25 protein-coding genes are annotated in these 18351 nt (G+C 72.2%); 15 read left to right on the plus strand and 10 right to left on the minus strand.

Translation table 11 applies throughout. From position 1 onward, the window contains the following. Nucleotides 1–72 precede the first annotated feature (72 nt). Nucleotides 73–1185: a TDT family transporter gene (locus AMIS_RS20740; RefSeq protein ID WP_014444330.1), complete on the plus strand. Its 1113-nt coding sequence runs from the start codon at nt 73–75 to the stop codon at nt 1183–1185. On the opposite strand, the gene AMIS_RS20745 is transcribed toward AMIS_RS20740, so the two are convergent. Continuing rightward, entirely contained in the window at nt 1166–2239 is a 1074-nt protein-coding gene (locus AMIS_RS20745) for a DUF3616 domain-containing protein (RefSeq protein WP_014444331.1), read from the minus strand. The genes AMIS_RS20740 and AMIS_RS20745 overlap by 20 nt on opposite strands. Nucleotides 2240–2349: 110 nt before the next feature. Between AMIS_RS20745 and AMIS_RS20750 the strand changes: the two genes are divergently transcribed. The 4 genes from AMIS_RS20750 (at nt 2350) to AMIS_RS20765 (ending at nt 6019) form a co-directional block, all read left to right on the plus strand. Then, nucleotides 2350–2721 (plus strand): YciI family protein, encoded by a 372-nt coding sequence (locus tag AMIS_RS20750; protein WP_014444332.1) that lies wholly within the window; start codon nt 2350–2352, stop codon nt 2719–2721. After that, nucleotides 2709–4052: an RNA polymerase sigma factor gene (locus AMIS_RS20755; protein ID WP_014444333.1), complete on the plus strand. Its 1344-nt coding sequence runs from the start codon at nt 2709–2711 to the stop codon at nt 4050–4052. The genes AMIS_RS20750 and AMIS_RS20755 overlap by 13 nt, the downstream gene beginning before the upstream one ends. 7 nt (nt 4053–4059) lie before the next feature. Then, a complete protein-coding gene (locus AMIS_RS43420) occupies nt 4060–4599 on the plus strand; it encodes a hypothetical protein (RefSeq protein ID WP_051042084.1) in 540 nt (179 codons plus the stop codon). Between the two features lie 136 nt (nt 4600–4735). Beyond that, nucleotides 4736–6019 (plus strand): MFS transporter, encoded by a 1284-nt coding sequence (locus AMIS_RS20765; protein ID WP_014444335.1) that lies wholly within the window; start codon nt 4736–4738, stop codon nt 6017–6019. A gap of 125 nt (nt 6020–6144) precedes the next feature. Here AMIS_RS20765 and AMIS_RS40700 read toward each other — a convergent pair whose 3' ends face one another. The 5 genes from AMIS_RS40700 to AMIS_RS20790 all read right to left on the minus strand — a co-directional run bounded on the left by AMIS_RS40700 (nt 6145) and on the right by AMIS_RS20790 (nt 8720). Beyond that, nucleotides 6145–6816 carry a hypothetical protein gene (locus AMIS_RS40700; RefSeq protein WP_014444336.1) on the minus strand — a complete coding sequence of 224 codons (672 nt, stop codon included), beginning with the start codon at nt 6814–6816 and terminating at the stop codon, nt 6145–6147. A 304-nt stretch (nt 6817–7120) separates the two neighbouring features. Then, on the minus strand, nt 7121–7450 hold the full coding sequence (locus tag AMIS_RS20775; protein ID WP_014444337.1) for a hypothetical protein: 330 nt from the start codon (nt 7448–7450) through the stop codon (nt 7121–7123). A gap of 176 nt (nt 7451–7626) precedes the next feature. After that, entirely contained in the window at nt 7627–7932 is a 306-nt protein-coding gene (locus AMIS_RS20780; protein ID WP_014444338.1) for a type II toxin-antitoxin system Phd/YefM family antitoxin, read from the minus strand. A 106-nt stretch (nt 7933–8038) separates the two neighbouring features. Further along, on the minus strand, nt 8039–8431 hold the full coding sequence (locus AMIS_RS20785) for a VOC family protein (RefSeq protein ID WP_014444339.1): 393 nt from the start codon (nt 8429–8431) through the stop codon (nt 8039–8041). A 1-nt stretch (nt 8432) separates the two neighbouring features. After that, nucleotides 8433–8720, minus strand: a complete 288-nt coding sequence (locus AMIS_RS20790) for an ArsR/SmtB family transcription factor (protein WP_014444340.1) — start codon at nt 8718–8720, stop codon at nt 8433–8435. Between the two features lie 85 nt (nt 8721–8805). Between AMIS_RS20790 and AMIS_RS20795 the strand changes: the two genes are divergently transcribed. Continuing rightward, a complete protein-coding gene (locus tag AMIS_RS20795) occupies nt 8806–10014 on the plus strand; it encodes a globin domain-containing protein (protein WP_014444341.1) in 1209 nt (402 codons plus the stop codon). 4 nt (nt 10015–10018) lie between these two features. On the opposite strand, the gene AMIS_RS20800 is transcribed toward AMIS_RS20795, so the two are convergent. Next, on the minus strand, nt 10019–10483 hold the full coding sequence (locus AMIS_RS20800) for a hemerythrin domain-containing protein (RefSeq protein WP_014444342.1): 465 nt from the start codon (nt 10481–10483) through the stop codon (nt 10019–10021). A gap of 100 nt (nt 10484–10583) precedes the next feature. Here AMIS_RS20800 and AMIS_RS20805 point away from each other — a divergent pair, with 100 nt between their 5' ends. From AMIS_RS20805 to AMIS_RS20835, 7 genes are all read left to right on the plus strand, one after another. Continuing rightward, complete coding sequence (locus AMIS_RS20805) at nt 10584–11771, plus strand: sensor histidine kinase (RefSeq protein ID WP_014444343.1); 1188 nt, start codon at nt 10584–10586, stop codon at nt 11769–11771. Further along, nucleotides 11756–12430: a response regulator gene (locus AMIS_RS20810; protein ID WP_231859040.1), complete on the plus strand. Its 675-nt coding sequence runs from the start codon at nt 11756–11758 to the stop codon at nt 12428–12430. Before AMIS_RS20805 ends, AMIS_RS20810 begins: the two co-directional genes overlap by 16 nt. 66 nt (nt 12431–12496) lie before the next feature. After that, entirely contained in the window at nt 12497–13069 is a 573-nt protein-coding gene (locus AMIS_RS20815) for a hypothetical protein (RefSeq protein ID WP_014444345.1), read from the plus strand. Nucleotides 13070–13152: 83 nt separating this feature from the next. After that, nucleotides 13153–13341 (plus strand): hypothetical protein, encoded by a 189-nt coding sequence (locus tag AMIS_RS20820; protein ID WP_041829938.1) that lies wholly within the window; start codon nt 13153–13155, stop codon nt 13339–13341. 9 nt (nt 13342–13350) lie between these two features. Continuing rightward, nucleotides 13351–13650 (plus strand): hypothetical protein, encoded by a 300-nt coding sequence (locus tag AMIS_RS20825; RefSeq protein ID WP_014444347.1) that lies wholly within the window; start codon nt 13351–13353, stop codon nt 13648–13650. Between the two features lie 165 nt (nt 13651–13815). Next, entirely contained in the window at nt 13816–14496 is a 681-nt protein-coding gene (locus AMIS_RS40705) for an alpha/beta fold hydrolase (protein WP_014444348.1), read from the plus strand. Nucleotides 14497–14512: 16 nt separating this feature from the next. Further along, a complete protein-coding gene (locus AMIS_RS20835) occupies nt 14513–15136 on the plus strand; it encodes a hypothetical protein (protein WP_014444349.1) in 624 nt (207 codons plus the stop codon). Nucleotides 15137–15150: 14 nt separating this feature from the next. On the opposite strand, the gene AMIS_RS20840 is transcribed toward AMIS_RS20835, so the two are convergent. Further along, nucleotides 15151–15507, minus strand: a complete 357-nt coding sequence (locus AMIS_RS20840) for a hypothetical protein (protein ID WP_041829939.1) — start codon at nt 15505–15507, stop codon at nt 15151–15153. A 58-nt stretch (nt 15508–15565) separates the two neighbouring features. On the opposite strand from AMIS_RS20840, the gene AMIS_RS20845 reads away from it, so the two are divergent. After that, nucleotides 15566–16144, plus strand: coding sequence for a sugar O-acetyltransferase (locus AMIS_RS20845; RefSeq protein ID WP_014444351.1), 579 nt, complete (start codon nt 15566–15568; stop codon nt 16142–16144). Between the two features lie 68 nt (nt 16145–16212). After that, nucleotides 16213–16986, plus strand: a complete 774-nt coding sequence (locus AMIS_RS20850; protein ID WP_157434958.1) for a hypothetical protein — start codon at nt 16213–16215, stop codon at nt 16984–16986. A gap of 7 nt (nt 16987–16993) precedes the next feature. On the opposite strand, the gene AMIS_RS20855 is transcribed toward AMIS_RS20850, so the two are convergent. Continuing rightward, a complete protein-coding gene (locus AMIS_RS20855; RefSeq protein WP_014444353.1) occupies nt 16994–17713 on the minus strand; it encodes an SDR family NAD(P)-dependent oxidoreductase in 720 nt (239 codons plus the stop codon). A 9-nt stretch (nt 17714–17722) separates the two neighbouring features. Beyond that, nucleotides 17723–18340: a hypothetical protein gene (locus tag AMIS_RS20860; protein ID WP_041829940.1), complete on the minus strand. Its 618-nt coding sequence runs from the start codon at nt 18338–18340 to the stop codon at nt 17723–17725. Nucleotides 18341–18351 lie beyond the last annotated feature (11 nt).

The following is an 18351-nucleotide window of genomic DNA, read 5'->3' on the forward strand; positions in this document are numbered from 1 at the left end:
ACAAGCTCGCCTTGTGACCCCACAACAACGCGCCCGCTACCGCGTGATCACGGTCCCGGCGATCGTGGAACCGTGAGCCCCTACGCCGAACCACAGCTCCTGCTCCCGCCCGCGCCGGCCCGCACCGCACCCGTGCCCGCGCCGGCCTCGCTCACCCCGAACTGGTTCGCCTCCGTGATGGCGACCGGCATCGTCGCGACCGCCGCGGTGTCCCTGCCGTCCGGCGCGACGGTCCTGCGGCCGTTCGCCACCGCGGTCTGGCTGCTCGCCGCCGCGCTGCTCACGACGCTGCTGGTCATCGCCGCCCGGCAGCGGCGGACAGTCGTCCGGCACGCCGCCGACCCGGTGCTGGCGCACTTCTACGGCGCGCCGCCGATGGCGCTGCTCACCGTCGGCGCCGGGACGTTGCTGCTCGGCCCGGACCCGATCGGCGACCGGGCCGCGGTCGCCGTCGCGGCGACGCTCTGGGTGATCGGCACACTGACCGGCCTGCTCGCTGCGGTCGCCGTCCCCTACCTGAGATTCACCCGGCACGCCACCGGCGGCACCGGGGAGGCGTTCGGCGGCTGGCTCATGCCGGTGGTGGCGCCGATGGTCTCCGCGACCACCGGCGCCCCGCTGGTGCCGCACGCCCCGGCCGGTCAGATCCGGCTCACGCTGCTGCTCGGCTGCTACGCGATGTTCGGTCTCAGCCTGATCGCCGCGCTGATCGTGACCACCCTGATCTGGCAGCGGCTGGCCCTGCACACGGCGGGGCCGGCCGGGACCGTGCCCACGCTCTGGATCGTCCTCGGCCCGATCGGGCAGGCGATCACCGCCGCGAACGCGCTCGGCGGGGTCGCCGCGACGGCGCTGCCCCACCCGTACCCGCAAGGGTTTGCCGCTCTCGGCGTCGTGCTCGGCGTGCCCCTGTGGGGTTTCGCGGCGCTGTGGGGCAGCCTGGCGCTCGCGGTGACCGTGCGGACCGCCCGCCGCGGGCTGCCGTTCTCGCTGACCTGGTGGTCGTTCACGTTCCCGGTCGGCACCTGCGTGACCGGGACGTCCGCGCTGGCCGCGCAGACCGGCGCCACGATGTTCCGGGTGGTGGCCGTGCTGCTCTACGCGGCCCTGGTCACCGCCTGGCTGACCGTCGGCGTGCGGACCCTGCGGATGCTGCGACCGGCCATCAGCCGGGCAGCCGGATGATGTCCGCGACGATCGCGCCGTCCGCCGTCATCCGGTCCGCCGCCGGGCTGTCGTGCACCACCAGCACCCGCCCGTCCTCGGCCGGCCCGATCAGCCCGATGCCCTCGGCGTGGTCGTCGCCCTCGCCGTAGGTCAGCTCCAGCTCCCGGACGATCCGGTCGCCACGGACGATCTCCGGCATCGCGGCCTGGCAGGCGCCCCGCCAGCGGTAGATCCGGACCGGGCCGTCCAGGGCCATCGTCGGACCGGCCAGCACCAGGATGTCGTCACCGGACGGGCAGAGGTCGCGCACGCCCAGGCCGTCCAGGTCCAGCACGTGCTTGCGGTACGGCAGGCCGTCCTCGAACTCGCGCAGCCTCAGGCGGCCCGGCTCGGCCGGGTTCACGTACGGCCGCAGCTCCAGCACGAACGCCCAGCCGCGCAGCACCGGCCCGCGCAGACCCAGGTAGACCCGGTCGCCCTGGACCGCGATGCCCTCGACGTCCAGCCCGTTGTCCTTGCTCGGGATCGCCAGGAACGGCGACAGGTGCTCGTCGTAGCGCAGCAGCTCGCGCAGGTTGTCGTGGTTGGCCACGGCCGCCGCGTGGTGCCGCTCGCCGCCGATCTCCGCCTCGGCGACCAGGGTGGGCAGCCCGTCCACGTCCACGACCGGGATCCTCACCAGGATCTGCCGGTTCTCCTGGCCGGTGACCCGGGCCAGCCGCTTGAGCGCCTTCGGGCCGCTGTGCTTCTCCTTGATCTGCCGGCGGCGCAGGCTGTGCGAGCCGACCGCCCAGAGGAAGTCGCCGGTCCGGGCGATGCCCTCGATGTCGGCCTCCTCGTCCGGGTCGTCGCCGGGCAGGGTCACCAGGTCGGCGAGGCGGAACGTGCGCTCGTCGCCGTACTCGGCCGGTTTGTCCTCGTCGTCGGCGGTGAGACGCTCGATGCTGGCGGTCTCGTCACCGGCCAGCCAGAGCACCTTGCCGTCGGTGCGTACCGCGGAGAGATTGGTGTGGGTGGCCGCGTCCTGCGAGGCCCGGCCGAACCAGAGGAGAACCGTCCGTTCAACTGTCACAAGGTCATCGTGACAGCTGGTGTCACGCCGCAGGATCGGAAAACCGGGTGACGATCCGGGGGCGGCCGGATCGTCATGGTGGCATCCGAGTTCTCTCCAGGAGGTAAACCATGCGATACGCACTGCTGATGCACTACGGCGAGCCGGCGCCCGGCGAGCTCGACCAGGAGACGGTCGCGGAGGCGATGCGGGCGTTCGACGCGTACGCGAAAGCCCTGCGCGAGGCCGGCGTGCTGCTCTCCGCCGACGTGCTGCAGCCGACCGACATGACGACGACGGTCACCCTGCGGGAGGGTTCGCCGCGGGTGCAGGACGGCCCGTTCGCCGCGACCAAGGAGGCCCTGGCCGGCATCTTCCTGATCGACACGCCGGACCTGGACGACGCGCTCGGCTGGGCGCGGAGGTGTCCCGGCGCCCAGTGGGGCGTGATCGAGGTCCGCCCGGTGTCGACGGCGTTCGTGGATGGCGCGTGGACGCGCTGAGCCGTGCCGAGTCGGCCGCCCGGACCGGTTACGGGCGGCTCCTCGCCCTGCTCGCAACGTCGTCCGGCGACCTGGCCGCCGCCGAGGACGCCCTGGCCGACGCGTTCGAGCGGGCCGTGCGCACCTGGCCGGAGCGCGGCGTCCCGGCCAACCCGGACGGGTGGCTGCTGACCGTGGCGCGCAACCGGCTGCGCGACGGGTGGCGGTCCGCGCGGGCGCGGCGCACGGTCGCCCTCGACGTCGAGCGGGACGCCCCGGCGCACCTGGACGCGATCGACGTCGACGCGATCCCGGACCGGCGCCTCGAGCTGATGCTGGTCTGCGCGCACCCGGCGATCGACCCGGCCGTGCACACCCCGCTGATGCTGAACACCGTGCTCGGCTACACGGCCGAGCAGATCGGCCGGGCGTTCACGCTGCCCGGGCCGGCGATGGCCACCCGCCTGGTCCGGGCGAAGAGGCGGATCAAGGCGGCCGGCATCCCGTTCCGGATCCCGGACCGGGGCGACCTGCCGGGCCGGATGGCCGCGGTGCTGGAGGCCGTCTACGGCGCCTACGCCATCGAGGCCCCGGCCGGGCTCGGCCCGCCGGTCGAGATCAGCGCGCCGGCCGGGCTCAGCTCGCCGGGCCGGGTCGGCTCGCCGGTCGAGCTTGCCGAGGTGCTGGCGCGGGTGGCGCCGGGCGATCCCGAGGCGCGGGGGCTGGCCGCGCTCGTGCTGCTCTGCGCCGCCCGGGCCGGCGCGCGGGTGGACGCGGCCGGCCGGTTCGTGCCGCTCGCCGGCCAGGATCCGGCCGGCTGGGACCGGCGGCTGATCGCCAGGGCCCACGAGCATCTGCGGGCGGCGCACGCGGCGGGCAGGCTGGGCCGGTTCCAGCTGGAGGCGGCGATCCAGGCGCTGCACTGCACGCCCGGCGCCGACCCGCGCACGCTGCTCGACCTGCACCGGATCCTGCACCGGCTCGCCCCGTCGCTGGGCAGCGGCGTCGCCCTCGCCGCGGTCACGGCGGACACCGAGGGCCCGGCGGCCGGGCTCACGCTGCTCGACACGCTGACGGCCGGGGCGGGCGCGGCGGGCGCGGCAGGCGGGCGGTTCCAGCCGGCCCGGGCGGTCCGCGCCGACCTGCTGCGCCGGCTGGGCCGCGAGGACGAGGCGGCGAGCGAATACGCGGCGGCGACGGCCCTGACCACCGACCCCGCCGAGCGCGAGCACCTGCGAACCCGGATCACGCGAGCACCGGGTCACGCGCCGGACCGCGCCTTCCCGGCTTGCGCTCAGCATCCGGATCCCGAGCCGACGAGCGGGCACCCCGGCATACGTCCAATGGCATGATGCCGCGGTGAGGGATTGGTCCTATTACGGCGCCGCGCACCGGCATGCCGTCCACGAGGACGAGGCCGCCAACCGGCTGTGCGATCGAACGATGGGTGCACTTCGTCTGGCCGGCGACGAAGCCGAGTTACGGCGCCGAGCCGGTGCCGGCGACAGGTGCGCCGCCATTACCCTCGTGGAGATCCTGGTCGATGCCGACCGGCTCGACGAACTGCGGGCGATGCAGGAGGCCGGGGACGATCGTGCCGGCGCCACCCTCATGGAGGCATTGACCCGGCGGGGCCGGGAGGACGAACTGCGCCGCGAGATCGCCGCCGGCCATGACGTCATGTGGCTTGTGCACTACCTCAACGACCTCGGTCGTACGGACGACGCGCTTGCTGCTCTTCAGGAGTGGGCGGCCCAGCATCCGGCCCGGGCCCGTCTGGCCCATGCACGCCGCCTCACCGTGCTGCTCGAGCACGGTCGGGTGGAAGAAGTCCGGCGCGCCGCGGAATCAGGTGACCCCACAGCCGTCCGCCACCTGCGCAGGTTCCTCAGTAGATAGCTACCAATGGACTTCGGTGTCTGGCACCGGGTCCCGCCGACGCGGTGTCCGCAGGCTGCGGCATCCCTTCCTGAGCATCAAAGGACGGGCCATCACAGCGTGGCACTCTGCGACAGTTTTGTACAATACTTACAGGATGTACAAGTCGTGGTCCGCGCCGTACGCTCCCGTGCTGCGCAACGCTCGTGTCCGGCGTCTCCTGCCCGGCTTCGCCACCTCCTTCCTGGGCGACGGTATGAGCGCCATCGCGGTGGCGTGGCTCGCGATCGAAATCGCCCCGCCTGACCGGCACAGCATGTGGGTGTCGCTGGCCATCGCGGCCTACACCTTCCCCGGAGTGATCGGCACCTTCGCGCTCGCCAGGTTGCTTCGACGACGTGGTGGTGCCCAGCTGGTCACGTGGGACGCCACCGTGCGCGGGCTCTCCCTCGGAGCCATCGCGATCGCGGCCGCCACGGGCGTGCTGAACATCTGGCTGCTGGTCACGCTGCTCGCGCTGTCGTCGGTCCTGCACTCGTGGGGGTCGGCGGGGGTGTTCACGCTGCTGGCGGAACTGCTTCCGGAACGTGACCACCTACCGGCCAACGCCCTGTTGAGCATGTTCATCCAGACCGGCACGCTGATCGGCCCGCTGGTCGCCGGCCTTCTCATCGACTGGCAGGGAGCAGGCTGGGTCATCGGACTCGACGCGGTGACCTTCCTGGTGCTCGCCGCGAGCTGCCGATTCGGCGCACCCCGGCGCCCACCGGCGCAGGCCGGTCAAGGCCCCTCCCGAGCCACCGGTCTACGGGTGATGCTCGCCGACCCCCGGCTGCTCTGGCTGCTCCTGCTGACCTTCGGTTTCTACGCCCTGTACGGACCGATCGAGGTCGGCCTGCCGATCTACGTAGCGGACTACCAGCATGCCCCCGCATCCCAACTGGCCTGGTACTTCACGGCATTCGGCGCGGGCGCGGTCGCCGGCGGGCTCGCGGCCGGATACATGCGCGACTGGCCGCTGGGGCCGACGGTCTCGGGCATCGTCATCGGGGTGGGCGTGGCCTTCCTGCCACTCGGCCTCGGCGCACCGACGATCGTGGCCGTCACCTCACTGGCCGTGGCGGGATTCATCTACGCGCCCTACGGCTCGATCACCGTGGCACTGTTCCAACGTTCCACAACACCCGACTCGCGGGCCCAGGTCCTCGCCGCCCGCAGCACCGTCATGATCATCGCCAGTCAGGCCGGGGTCGGCCTCGGCGGCGTCCTGGTGACCACCGCCGGGGTCCTCGACGCGATGCTGTTCACCGCGGCCGGCACCATCGCCCTGGGCATCCTGGGCGCCGCCACGGTCAGCCTGACACGTCATCGCACCGAGACCGGCGAGGACGAACCCCAGCTGACCTCGAGCGCCCGGCGCGGACCAGGTCCTCGGTCATAGCACGAGCCACCGCTGGTTCTGCAGGTGAGATTGAGCGCCGGATGTCCCCCAGTGAGCCACCCCCTTCGAGGTGGTGTTCGTATCGGTGAGTTTGAGCGCCAGTCGCGGTGCCGAGCCGGAGGAGATCAGTCGAACCAAGCGATAAGCCGTACGCCTTCGTCGCCGAAGCGATGCGCCAGCGTCTGCATGACGGCGAAGACGTGATCCCATCCGGTTCCTAGTCCGAGCACGTCGTGTCGGGAGATGGTGGGCTTGTACTGGAACATGGTCTTACTCTTACGTTGCCCCCAAAAGCCGTCTTGCCTCCCGGTGCCGTCTTGCCACCAGGTGCCGTAAGGAGTGTCGGCCGGTGATCCGCTCATTGGAGACAGGCCGTACTCGGCGATGAACTCGTTCGGCCATTGATCGTCGATGCGGCATTGCACCCAGGTTCCGTCGCCGGGGCTGTCACCGAAGCCGAGGATGCCGCGAGCCGGCAGCCTGACCGTCATGTCGAGGTCGCGCAGTTCGGGCCAGGAGATCCAGGTGCTGCCGTGGACTGCCCGGTCGGCTCGGGCGAGGTGCTCGTAGTCCTTGCAAACTGTTTCGGAGACGTCGGTCGGCAGGCTGCGGCCTTCGGCGACCGGTTCCCAGCCGGCCCAGTTGCGTTCGCCGAACAGGCAGCCGAAGCCGTCGTAACCGTTTCCGGGGTAGATGGGGTAGAGATTCATGCATTCGACCCACTGGCGCTTCTGGTCCGGCCATAAGGCGTTGAAGGGTTCGCGGACCTCGATCACGCCGTAGATATCGGTTCCCACGCGGAGAGATCATAGATCTTTCTAATCTTGTGGCTGCTGGTTGACCTTGTATCTGTTGCCGAGTTTGAGCGCCACTGGAACGGATCCCGATCGGGTGGATTCGATGTCAGCGAGATTCAGCGCCGCCGAGAGTGGTGGGAGCATCGGCTGGTCGGGACGGAGGTCCGTCGATGCCGCGAATGTCGAAGGTCGAACGGCAGATGTATGGGCGAGCTGGCTTCGACCTGCTCCGAAAACGAGTCCTGCTCGCCTGCTGAACGCCGGGGCATGAATCGCGGCCAGGTGAGAACGGCCCGTGACTCGCTTACTCGATGCCGTCCGCCAGGGCTCTGAGCCGCTGCGCATGCTCGTCCCAGTCCGGGCCGAAGGAGTACAGGTCGGTGGCCGCTTCCCGCAGCAGATCAGAATCGCCCGGCCGCTGCAGGCACGCCAGCCGATACGCAAGATTGCGTGCCCACGGTGGCAGGGCCATCCAATCTGCGGCCAAGACTTCGCGCAGCATGTTTCTGATGTCGTCAGGCGTCGCGAAGGTAACCCGCTCCACGAAGCTACGCATCGCTTCTTCCTTCGCCCTGACATCCTTAGCCTCGATCGCCTCGATCAAGACCCTGGCCGCCGTGATGAGCTGCGTCAACGTCGTTCCCTGATCTCCATCATGGCGACGCTACCCAATGATCCAGAGAAGGTCGCGATCGACGACACTTCCTGTGCCGGAACCTCGTTCTCGCCGACATGATCACACCGCATCACACCGTGCGAACGACTCGAGCGTCGCGCACCTTGTCAGCCGCTCTGGTTTGAACGCAGGGGCTACCTCTGCTCGCGTCCGGTGGGCGGCTGATGATGCGCGGCGAGACCGAAGCCGTGACCGCCGAACGCCGACGGCGCTCCGGCCTCCCCGACCGGCCCCCCACCGAGCCGGACGATCTGCGTGCCCTCACCGGCCTCCTGCTCCCGATCAAGGCGTTCAAGGCGCTCCAGGTCCGCCGCCGAGATCAACGCGCCGATCGGCCGGCCGTGCCGAGTCACCACGATGCGCTCGCCACCGTAGGCGGCACGATTCATCAGGTCCGCGAACTCGGCGCGCGCCTGCGTCACGGTCACCGTCTCATCCATTTCCCCACCATAGCCAGCCTGTACAGCCTGTACGGATCACACGCGGCCGAGGCGGCGGACGGCGAGGAGGCCGCCGCCGCCGGGCGCTCCGCCGGGCTGGTCGCCGTCACTGATGCATCTGCACGATCTGGATCAGGTTGCCGCAGGTGTCGTCGAGGACCGCGGTGGTGGCCGGGCCCATGTCCGCGGGCTCCTGGACGAACCGGACGCCCAGGCCGCGCAGCCGCTCGAACTCGGCCCGCACGTCGTCGACGAGGAACTGCGTGTACGGGATACCGTCGTTGACCAGCGCCTCCTTCCACGGTTTCGCGGCCGGGTGTCCGTCCGGTTCGAGCAGCAGCTCGACGCCGTCCGGATCCTGCGGCGAGACGACGGTCAGCCAGCGGTCGGTGTCGCTGATCGGGATGTCGTTCTTGGTCACGAAGCCCAGCTTCCCGGTGTAGAAACGCAGCGCCTGCTCCTGATCGTCGACCAGGATGCTCGTCACGTGAATGCGCATGTCAGTTCTCCGGCTTCTTCCATCGATCGGTGAGGTGGGCGAGCGGCGTGGTGTCGAGCTGGTGGAACTTGTAGCGCCCCTCGCGGCGGCTGGTGACCAGACCGGCGGCGATCAGCACGTCGAGATGCTGCGAGATGGCCTGGCGGGACGACCCGAGCTGGTGACGCATGGCCAGCCGGGAGCAGATCTCGAACAGCGTCTGCCCGTCCCGTTCGGCCAGCTCGTCCAGGATCTTGCGACGGGTCGGGTCGGCGAGCGCCTTGAAGACGTCCGCCCCGGGGTCGGTCACCCCGCCATGATAGGCAAGTCGCGGCTTGCCTATCAACCCCGGTGAACCCGCCACGCGGGCCCGCCGGGATGGCTACCGTCGAGGGATGTTGTCGGATAAGTCCCGTCCGGTCGTCGCGGCGACGCTGCCCGTCGTGGGCGAGCACATCGAGGAGATCGCGAACCGGTTCTACGCGCACATGTTCGCCGCGCACCCGGAGTTCCAGGACGGGATGTTCAACCGCGGCAACCAGGCCGAGGGGTCACAGCCGAAAGCCCTCGCCGGGTCGGTCGCCGTCTTCGCGACCACGCTGCTGGCCGATCCGCCGCAGTTCCCGGAGCGGCTGCTCACCCGGATCGCGCACAAGCATGCCTCGCTCGGCATCCGTCCCGAGCAGTACGCGGTGGTCCACGAGCACCTGATGTGGGCCGTCGGCGACGTGCTCGGCGACGCGGTCACGCCCGAGGTGGCGGCGGCCTGGGACGAGGTGTACTGGCTGATGGCGTACGCGCTGATCCACCAGGAGCGCGGCCTCTACAGCGCCCGGGGCGTCACCGCGGAACGGGTCTGGCGCGACTGGCGGGTGGCGCAGAAGATCCGGGAGACCGACGACGTCGTCACCTTCGTGATGCGCCGCATCGACGACCGCCCGGTCAAGACCTCACTTCCGGGACAGTACGTCAGCGTGCTCGCCACCATGCCGGACGGAATCCGCCAGCCCCGGCAGTTCAGCCTGACCCGCGCCGACGACGGCGAGCACCGGTACTTCGCCGTCAAGCGGGTGCACGGCGGCGGCAAACCCGACGGCGAGGTGTCGAACCTGCTGCACGACGCCGTCCAGCCGGGTGACGAGCTGACCATGAGCGTGCCGTACGGCGACGTGGTCCTCGACGACTCCGGCCGGCCGGTGGTGTTCGCCAGCGCCGGCATCGGCATCACCCCGATGGCCGGGATGATCTCCCACCTGGTCGCGGCCGGCTCGCACCTGGACGTGACGGTCCTGCACGCCGACAGCGACGAGCGCTCGTTCCCGCTGCGCCGCCAGATCGCCGACGACCTGGCCCGGCTGCCCAAATCCCAGCTGCACGTCTGGTACGAGAACGACGGCGGCACCGAACTGCCGGTGACCGCCGCGTACAGCGGGCAGATGGACCTCGCCGATCTCGACCTGCCGGAGGGTGCCGTCTACTACCTGTGCGGGCCGCTGCCGTTCATGAAGACGATCCGCGGCGCGCTGATGGACCGGGGCGTCGAGCCCCGCGACATCCAGTACGAGATGTTCGGCCCCGACCTGTGGGCCGCCGACACCCAGTGACGGCTCAGCCGGCGGCGCTCGCGGTCTGACGGCGGCGGACCTCGTCGACTGCGTCCCAGTCGTCGCCGCTCAGCGTGGTCAGCGCGGCCGGGAAGACGCCGTCCTGCTCCTTGAGGATGTGCTCGCGCAGCACCTCGAGGGCGTCGAGCAGCCGCCGCGGCCAGGCCGGGTCCGCGGGCGTGCCGCCGGACGCCGCGTCCAGGACCGCCTCGATCCGGCGGTGCTCGTCCTCCAGGGCCGCGATCTGCTCCGGGAAGTCGCCCGCCAGCAGCGGGAACAGGCCGTGCTCCTCGACCGCGGTGTGCGGGCCGAGCACCGCGGCGATGCGGCGGGCCACCGCGGCCATCCCGGCGACGTCGCCGGCCGCGTGCGCCGCGCGCACCTCGCCGATCATGTTGACGACGGTGTCGTGCTCCCGGGTGAGTTCGTCGATCGCGGTGACGGCCTGGCAGCCGCAGTATTCGCACATGCCTCCAGGTTCGTCCGGGCACGGCCCGGGAAAAAGGGACCTTTGGCCTGTACCACGGTCGTCGTATGCGTTCCCCGTGCGGGCCGCCTACCGTGAACGGATGCGGCGCTGGCCCCGATCCTCCCGGACCGTCGACGCGGCGGTGGCGGCTGTCGCGTGCGCGGCGGCGGCCGGGCGGGTGGCGGTCGCCCCGGTGCTGCCGGCCGACCGGGCGCCGGACCTCACCGCGTACCTGATGGTGCTCGGCATGGGCGTCGCCCTGCTCGCCCGGCGGCGCGCGCCGGCGGCCGTGCTCGCGCTGGTCGGCGCCCTGTTCTTCGGCTACCACATGCTCGAGTACCCCGGTGGCGCGCCGGCCGTCCCGCTCTGGGTGGCGCTCTACACGGTCGGGGCGGCCACCCACCGCCGGACCGGCCTGGTCGTCGCCGCGGTGATCCTCTGGGTGGACGCGCAGAGCCGGATGACCCTCACCGGGGTGGGCCCGTTCGACGCCACCCTGGACGGGTCGACGGTGGTGTTCGTGGCGGCGCTGCTGCTCGGCGAGGTGGTGCGCGGCCGGCGGGAGCGGATCACGCTTCTCGCCGCTGATCGCGATCGGACACTGACGCAGCGGCTGACCGAGGAGCGGATGAGCATCGCCCGGGAGCTGCACGACGTCACCGCGCACACCCTCGCGGTGGTGACCGTGCAGGCCGGGGTGGCCGCCGACGTGATCGAGGACGATCCGGGGCAGGCCCGGGCGGCGCTCACCGCGGTGCGCGACGCGGCCGGCGAGGCGATGGCCGAGCTGCGGGCCGCGGTCGGGGTGCTGCGCGACGGCAGCCGGCCGGACGGCCCGGTGCCGACCCTGGAGCGGCTTCCCGAGCTGGCCGCGGGCACCGGCGCGACGCTGATCCGTCAGGGCACGCCGCGGCCGCTGCCGCGCGCGGTCGAGGCCACCGCGTACCGGATCCTGCAGGAGGCGGTCGCCAACGCGGTCCGTCACGCCGGCGGCGGCCGGGTGGAGATGATCGTCGGCTATCAGCGCGACGGCCTGTCCCTCTCCGTCACCGACGGCGGCCCGGGATCGGTCACCGACGGCGGCCCGGGATCGGTTCCGGTCACCGGCAGCGACGGCGGCGCGGGATCGGTTTCGGACACCGGCAGCGGCCACAGCGACGGCCACAGCGACGGCGACGGCTTCGGGATCCGGGGCATGACCGAGCGGGCCCAGGGGCTGGGTGGCTGGCTGCGGGCCGGACCGGGTCCGGCAGGCGGTTTCCGGGTACGGGCATGGCTCCCCGGATGACCCCGGATCGGGTCCGGGTCCTGCTGGCCGACGACGAGACCCTGGTACGGGCCGGGTTCCGTGTCCTGCTGGAGCGCACCCCCGGCATCGAGGTCGTCGGTGAGGCCCGCGACGGTGACGAGGCGATCGCGCTGGCCCGCGCCCACCGGCCCGACGTGGTGCTGATGGACGTGCGGATGCCGGGCACCGACGGGCTGACCGCGACCCGCCGCATCCTCGCCGACGACCGGCTCCCCGGCGTGCGGATCATCGTGCTGACCACATTCGAGCTGGACGAGTACGTCTACGCGGCGCTGCGGGCAGGGGCCAGCGGCTTCCTGCTGAAGGACCTCACCCCGGACGAGCTGCGGCACGCGGTCCGGGTCGTCGCCGCCGGGGACGCGCTGCTCGCCCCGGCCGTGACCCGCAGGCTGATCGCGCGGTTCACCACCGCCGAACCGGAGACGCTGCCCGGCCTGGAGACGCTCACCGCGCGCGAGCGGGAGGTCGTCGCCCTGGTCGCGGACGGACTCTCCACCGAGGAGATCGCGGCGCGGCTGCGGATGAGCCGGGCCACCGCCAAGACCCACACCAACCGGGCGATGACCAAACTGGGTGCCCGCGACCGGGCGCACCTGGTCGTGCTCGCCTACCGCCACGGGCTCGCGCCGCTACCGTGAGCGTGGTAACCGGACTGCCACGGCGGCGGGATTCGCCCGGGTCAGCGCACTTCTAGCGTGACCGGCATGAATATTTTCCTGATTCTGGGGCCGGCCCTCAACGGCGCGGCCACGTTCTTCTGGCAGCCCGGCACGCAGGGCGCGACGGGCGGCACGCTCTCCGGCCTGGGCAGCGCGTTCTGGCTCATCGGGCTGCTCGGCGTCTACCGGCAGCTGCCCGAGCGGCACACCCGCGCCCTTATCCCGCTCGCCGTCCTCGGCACCGCCGGCGGCATCGCGTTCAGCGTGCAGGCGATCCACGAGCAGATGTTCGGGATCAGTCACGCGACAGCGGTGGCGATGCTCGACGAGTACCCGTTCGCGGCGAACACGCTCTACTGGTTCTGCGGACCGCTCTTCCCGTTCTCGCTGGCGGCGCTCGGGATCCTGCTGTGGCGGGAGCGGGCGGTGCCCGTACCCACGGCGGTGTTGATGGTTCTAGGAGCCGCCGCGTTCCCACTCAGCAGGATGAGCCGGGAGGTGTCGATCGCGCATCTGGCCGACCTGCTGCTGCTCCTGCCGTTCCTCATGATCGGGGTGCGCGGGCTGCGGGCCGGGGATGAACGGCGGTCGTCCCAGATGGCAACAGAAAGCGAATAGGCGGCGACATTGACCGGTTAAGCTTCTCGGTGAGTCGCGGGGAGCGTGCCGGGCCCGCCCGGCGCCGGAGGGGTGATGCCGTCATGCACAACGCCATTCTCGACCTTTTCGACGATTACCTGACCCGGATGACACTGGTCCGCGACGAGCTCTCGGCAGCCCGGCGGGTGCTGCCCGGCGAGCGGCTCTGCGCCGTCGAGGAGGCCATCGAGGCGGCGCGCGAGTTCTCCGCGTCGGCGACCGTGCTACTGCGCGGCGGCGACATCCGCTAACGTCGTCACATGACCACGCACCGGCGCCGCAGGCCGCCGATCGCCGTGGTCGCCCTGCTCCTGCTGCTGCTGACCGCCGGGCTGTTCGCCACGCCGGGCTTCGAGCACACCGCCATCGTCGCCGCGGGCGCCACCGTGGACGATCGCGTCGAGACACCGTCGCCGGAGACGTCCGCCGTGCGCCGTCCGGTGGTGCGGCCCCGCCCGGTCCCGGTGGTTCTCGCCGGCCGGCACGTCCCTCCGGAGCCGGCCGTGCCGGCGGCGCCGCTTCCCGATCCGTCACCGGCGCCGCTGGTCCTGCGGGTGTGAGAGGGCCGCGCGCACCTCGCTGCGCGCCGCCTCTCCCCCGTCCCCGTCGCGTTCGTGACCTCGCCGCGGTTTGGCTGCCCCCGTGGTCTCGCCGCCCTCGGTCCTGCCGCCCCCGCGGCTCGGCCGGCCCGTTGCCGGACGCGCGCCTCGCAGGAAGCCCCCGCCATGCACCCCCGCCCGCCCTGCCGGAGCACGCACACCTTTGCCGCCGCCGGAAGCCACCTCGTCTACGACCGCTGGGACGGCGCCGCCCGTCCCGTCCTGCTGCTGCACGCCCTGCTCTTCGACCGCACCCAATGGTGGCCGCTCGCCGCCGACCTGGCCGGATCGTGCACGGTCGTCGCCCCCGACCTGCCCGGCCACGGCGAGACCCCGCTGCCCGCCGGCCTCACCCCGGACCAGGTGGCCGGGGTGCTCGCCCGGCTCGTGGAGAGCTTCGGCCTGCGGCGGGCGCCGATCGTCGTCGGTCACGCCACGTCCGCGCCGCTGGCCACCGCATTCGCCCGCCAGTTCGCGGTGCACGGCATGCTCACCGTCGACGAGCCGGCCGGCGTGGTCGGCACCGGCGCCGACGCGACGGCGATGGACGCGGTGGTGGCCCCGACCGGTGTCGACGCTGTGGTGGCCGCCACCGGGGTCGACCGGGTGCCGGAGCAGTTCCGGTCGTTCGCGGAGCCGCGCCGCGATCCGGTGCTGGTCGCCGCGTACCGCTCGTGGCTCGACCAGCCGTCCAGCCGCCGGCCCGTCCCGCACGCCCACCGCCCTGGCGACGACCCGGCCCCGCCCCGCTTCACGCCGCTCTCCGACCCGGAGGGACTGGCCGCGCGCATCCAGTACCTGCTGTGATGCCAGACTCGTCGGCGTGTCTCTGCTCCGATATTTCCTCGACGCCGCCGACGGCCGGTTCCCGCCGGTCGACGGCGAGGTCACCGTGCTGCCCGAGCTACCCGGCGGCCTCGCGTGCTCGGTGGCGTTCACCGGGCATGCCGTGGTCGCCACCGCGCTGCCCGCCGCCGAGGTGCACGCCCGCAAACCGGACGGTTTCGGCGGCTCCATGGCGCCCGATTTCCTCCGCTTCCTGGCCGGGCCGGACGGCTGGATCGGCGTCATCGACGTGACGCTGGTCAGCCGCGGCACGGGCGGCACACCCCGCCTCGCCCCGCTCACCGGCGCCGACGACCACCCCCGCATCCGGTACGCGCGGGAGATGCGCACCGGCGTCCGGGTCTTCGGCGACGAGCGGGGCCTGATCGCGGTCGCCGCCGGTCTGGCCGGTCGCACCGAGCTCAGCATCGAACTGCACCAGCCCCGGCAGGGCGGCCGGGGATTCGGCAGGTCCCTGATCGCCGACGCGCTCACCCTGGTGCCGGAGGGCGAGCCGGTCTTCGCCGCGGTCTCCCCCGGCAACGCCCGCTCCCTGCGAGCGTTCCTGTCCAGCGGCTTCACCCCGATCGGCTCCGAGGTCCTGCTCAGACCGGCCCCCTGACGGGTCGGCCCGCCTCAGGGCGGCCCGTCAGGGTCGCTCGGTGATAGGCGGGGTCCGTCCGGCTGATCACGAAGCGGTGCCGCCGTGGCGGGCCCGGCCGCCCGCCGCCGGCGGAGGACCACGATCGCGAGGCTGCTCCAGAGCAGGACGGCGATCGTCGCCTTCCCGGCCCGCTCGAACGCCGGCCGTCCGTCGCCCAGCGCAGCGTCCCCCGTCCAGACGAGCAGAACCAGCAGGAACGGCCAATACCGGCTGGGGCGGGGCAGCCGGGCCGCCGGGGTGCGGATCGCGGCGACGAGCACGCCGAAGCTGCCCACCACCGTCAGGAGAACGGCCAGCCCGTAATGCCACGACTCAGGACGGAAGCTCACCCCACCAGTATCAGGACGCCCGCCACAGATTGAAGACCGCGAGCATAGAGTGATCACCATGGATGATCGTGAGGCTGAGGTGCTGGACCGGATCGGGCGGGGACTTCTCTACACCGAGTCGGAGGCGGCCTTCCAGAACCCGCGGCGACGCGCCGACCTGATCTTCGAGTACAACAGCACCCGCCCCGGCGCCACCGATCAGCGTCGTGAGCTGCTGGAACGCATCCTCGGCTCGGTCGGCGCCCGGACGGTGCTGCTGTCGCCGTTCCACGCCGGCTTCGGCAGCAACGTGCACATCGGCGACGACTTCTTCGGCAACGTGAACCTCACGTTCGTCGACGACGTGGAGATCCGGATCGGCGACGGCGTCATGATCGCGCCGGGCGTCACGCTGACCACCACCGGCCACCCGATCCACCCCGGCCTGCGGGAGGACTTCCGCCGGTTCTCCCGGCCGATCGTGATCGAGGACAAGGTGTGGATCGGCAGTCACGTGGTGGTGCTTCCCGGCGTGCGGATCGGGTACGGCTCGGTGATCGGCGCCGGCAGCGTCGTCACGCACGACATCCCGCCGATGACCGTCGCGATGGGGGTGCCGTGCCGGGTGGTCCGCCCGATCACCGACGCTGACCGTTGACCGCCGGCCACTGACAACTGACCGCTTTCCACTGACTGGGACATCGAAACTGGCCGTGGTCGCCTACGGTGACTTCCGTGATGGTGGTGGCGACGACGATGTTCTGCCTGGGCGGCATCCTGGTGGGTGGCGCCGGCATCTTCGCCCTGCTCGCCCTCGGTGATCTCCGGGCACTGTGGACGCTACGCCGGATCCCCGTCACACCGGTCACCGTGCGTGGCCGGGTAGCGGTGGAGGGCGTCACCGAGTACGGCACGGCCGGCCCGCAGCTCGCGCCGGTGACCGGTGAGGACTGCGCATGGTACCGGGTCACGCTGCTCCGCGAGCCCAGCCGCGACTCCACCACCGGCGACTACGGCCCCGACCATGATGTGCTTCTGGAGATCACGTCACCGTCGTGGGCGGCTCTCGGGGACGCTTCCGGACGCGTACCCATCGATCCGCGCCTGCTGGACCACCCCCGGGCCCTGCGCGATCCCACCCCGGGCGAGCCGCTCGTGTCGATCACCACCGAGATCGAGCACCGCGGATCCCAACCGGCCCGCCTCCCCCGCATCGTTCCCCCGGACGTGGTCCGTGACCTGCGCCGCAGCGAACGTCTGCGCCTCACCGAGGTCCGCGTCCCGCGCGGCGTGAAGGTCTTCGCCCTGGGCCGCGTCACCGCGACCGGCCTGCTGCCGAGCCGCGCCGGCCTCACCCTGCTCACCCCGCGGTCCCGCGCCGAGGTGATCACGTCCCGCCGCGACGCGATCGGCATGGGCGGCCGCCTGGCGGTCTGGTTCGGTCTGATCGGCCTGGTGCTCGCCGCCGGCTCCGCCGTCTGGCTGCGCACGATGGGATGAGACCCGGTCACTTCCGGTCCGGCGGGTCGCCGCCCCATATTTCCACCACCTGCCCACCGGCCCCCGCGCGGATCAGGTCCAGGACGGCGGCGATGACCTCGCCCGGCGGGATCAGCGGCCGGGACGCGGCGCGTTCGGCGGCGCTCATCGCCCGCCACCGGGTCTGAGCGCGGTCCAGCCCGATCCAGTCCGGCGCCACACACATCACCCGGACGTCGCCGAGCCCGCCGAGGGTCGCGGTGAACCGGATCAGCCCGGCCTTGGCCGCGCCGTACTCGGGCGAGCCGTAGGCCTCCGCGCCGATCCCGCCACTCGACGCGATGTTGACGATCGCCCCGCCGCCGCGCTCCCGCATGGCGGGGATGACCAGCTGGCTGAGCGCCATCGGGGCGATCAGGTTGAGCTCGATCGTCGCGGTCCAGGCGCTCTCGGCGGCGTGCGGGTACTGGTCCCCCGGCGTCCAGCCACCGGCGTTGTTGACCAGCACTCGGGGTCCGCCGAGCTCGCGGGCCGCCGCCAGGACGCGGTCCCGGTCGTGGCGATCGCGGACGTCGGCGCGCAGGGCCCGGGCCGGCACGCCGGACGCCTCGACCAGGCGGGCGCATTCCCCGGCGGCCCGCTCATCGGTGTCGGCGACGACGATGCCGTAGCCGGTGCGGGCCAGTCCGAGGGCGAGGTGCCGCCCCAGTCCGCCAGCGGCGCCAGTGACAATCGCGCAATCGATCATCGTCACCCCTTACCCGCTCGCCGGCGGGCGCACTCCGCCCTGACGGCTCGCCGGCGCCGGTGCGCAGATCGCGGTCACCGCCCGGCCGATCCGGGCACGTGCCTCCGGCCCCAGCCCCTCGGTCAGCGCGACATGCTGCATCACCCCGGCCAGCGCCAGCGCCAGCGACGCCGTGTCCACCCCGGACGGCACCCGGCCCAGCTCCTGCTCGGCGGCGAGGTAGCCGGCGGCCGACCCGGCGACCACCCGCAGCCCCGCGCTCCCGGGACCGAGGACCCGCTCCACCTCGGCGGTCAGCGACGGGCGGAAAGCCGTCAACCGGGTCAGCGTGAGCACCACGTCCAGCGGCAGGGCGAGGATCGCCGCGCTGAGGTTGCCGTCCACGGTGCCGCTGCCGAGCCGCTCCGGCAGGGCGGCCAGGGACGCGGCGATCTGGAAACTGCGGTCCACCCCGTACCCGATGAGGAAGTTGTCGAAATTGCGGAAGTGGGTGAACAGCAGGCCGGTCGCCACCCCCGCCTCCTGGGTCACCGCCCGGCTGGTCAGCGCGCCCTCGGCGGCGATCACCCGCTCCAGCGCGGCGAACAGCTGCTGGCGGGCTTCCGGCACGGCGACTCCACGGGGCATGCCCCGATGCT

Origin of the sequence: Actinoplanes missouriensis 431, assembly GCF_000284295.1 — a bacterium.
Taxonomy (GTDB): Bacteria; Actinomycetota; Actinomycetes; order Mycobacteriales; family Micromonosporaceae; genus Actinoplanes; species Actinoplanes missouriensis.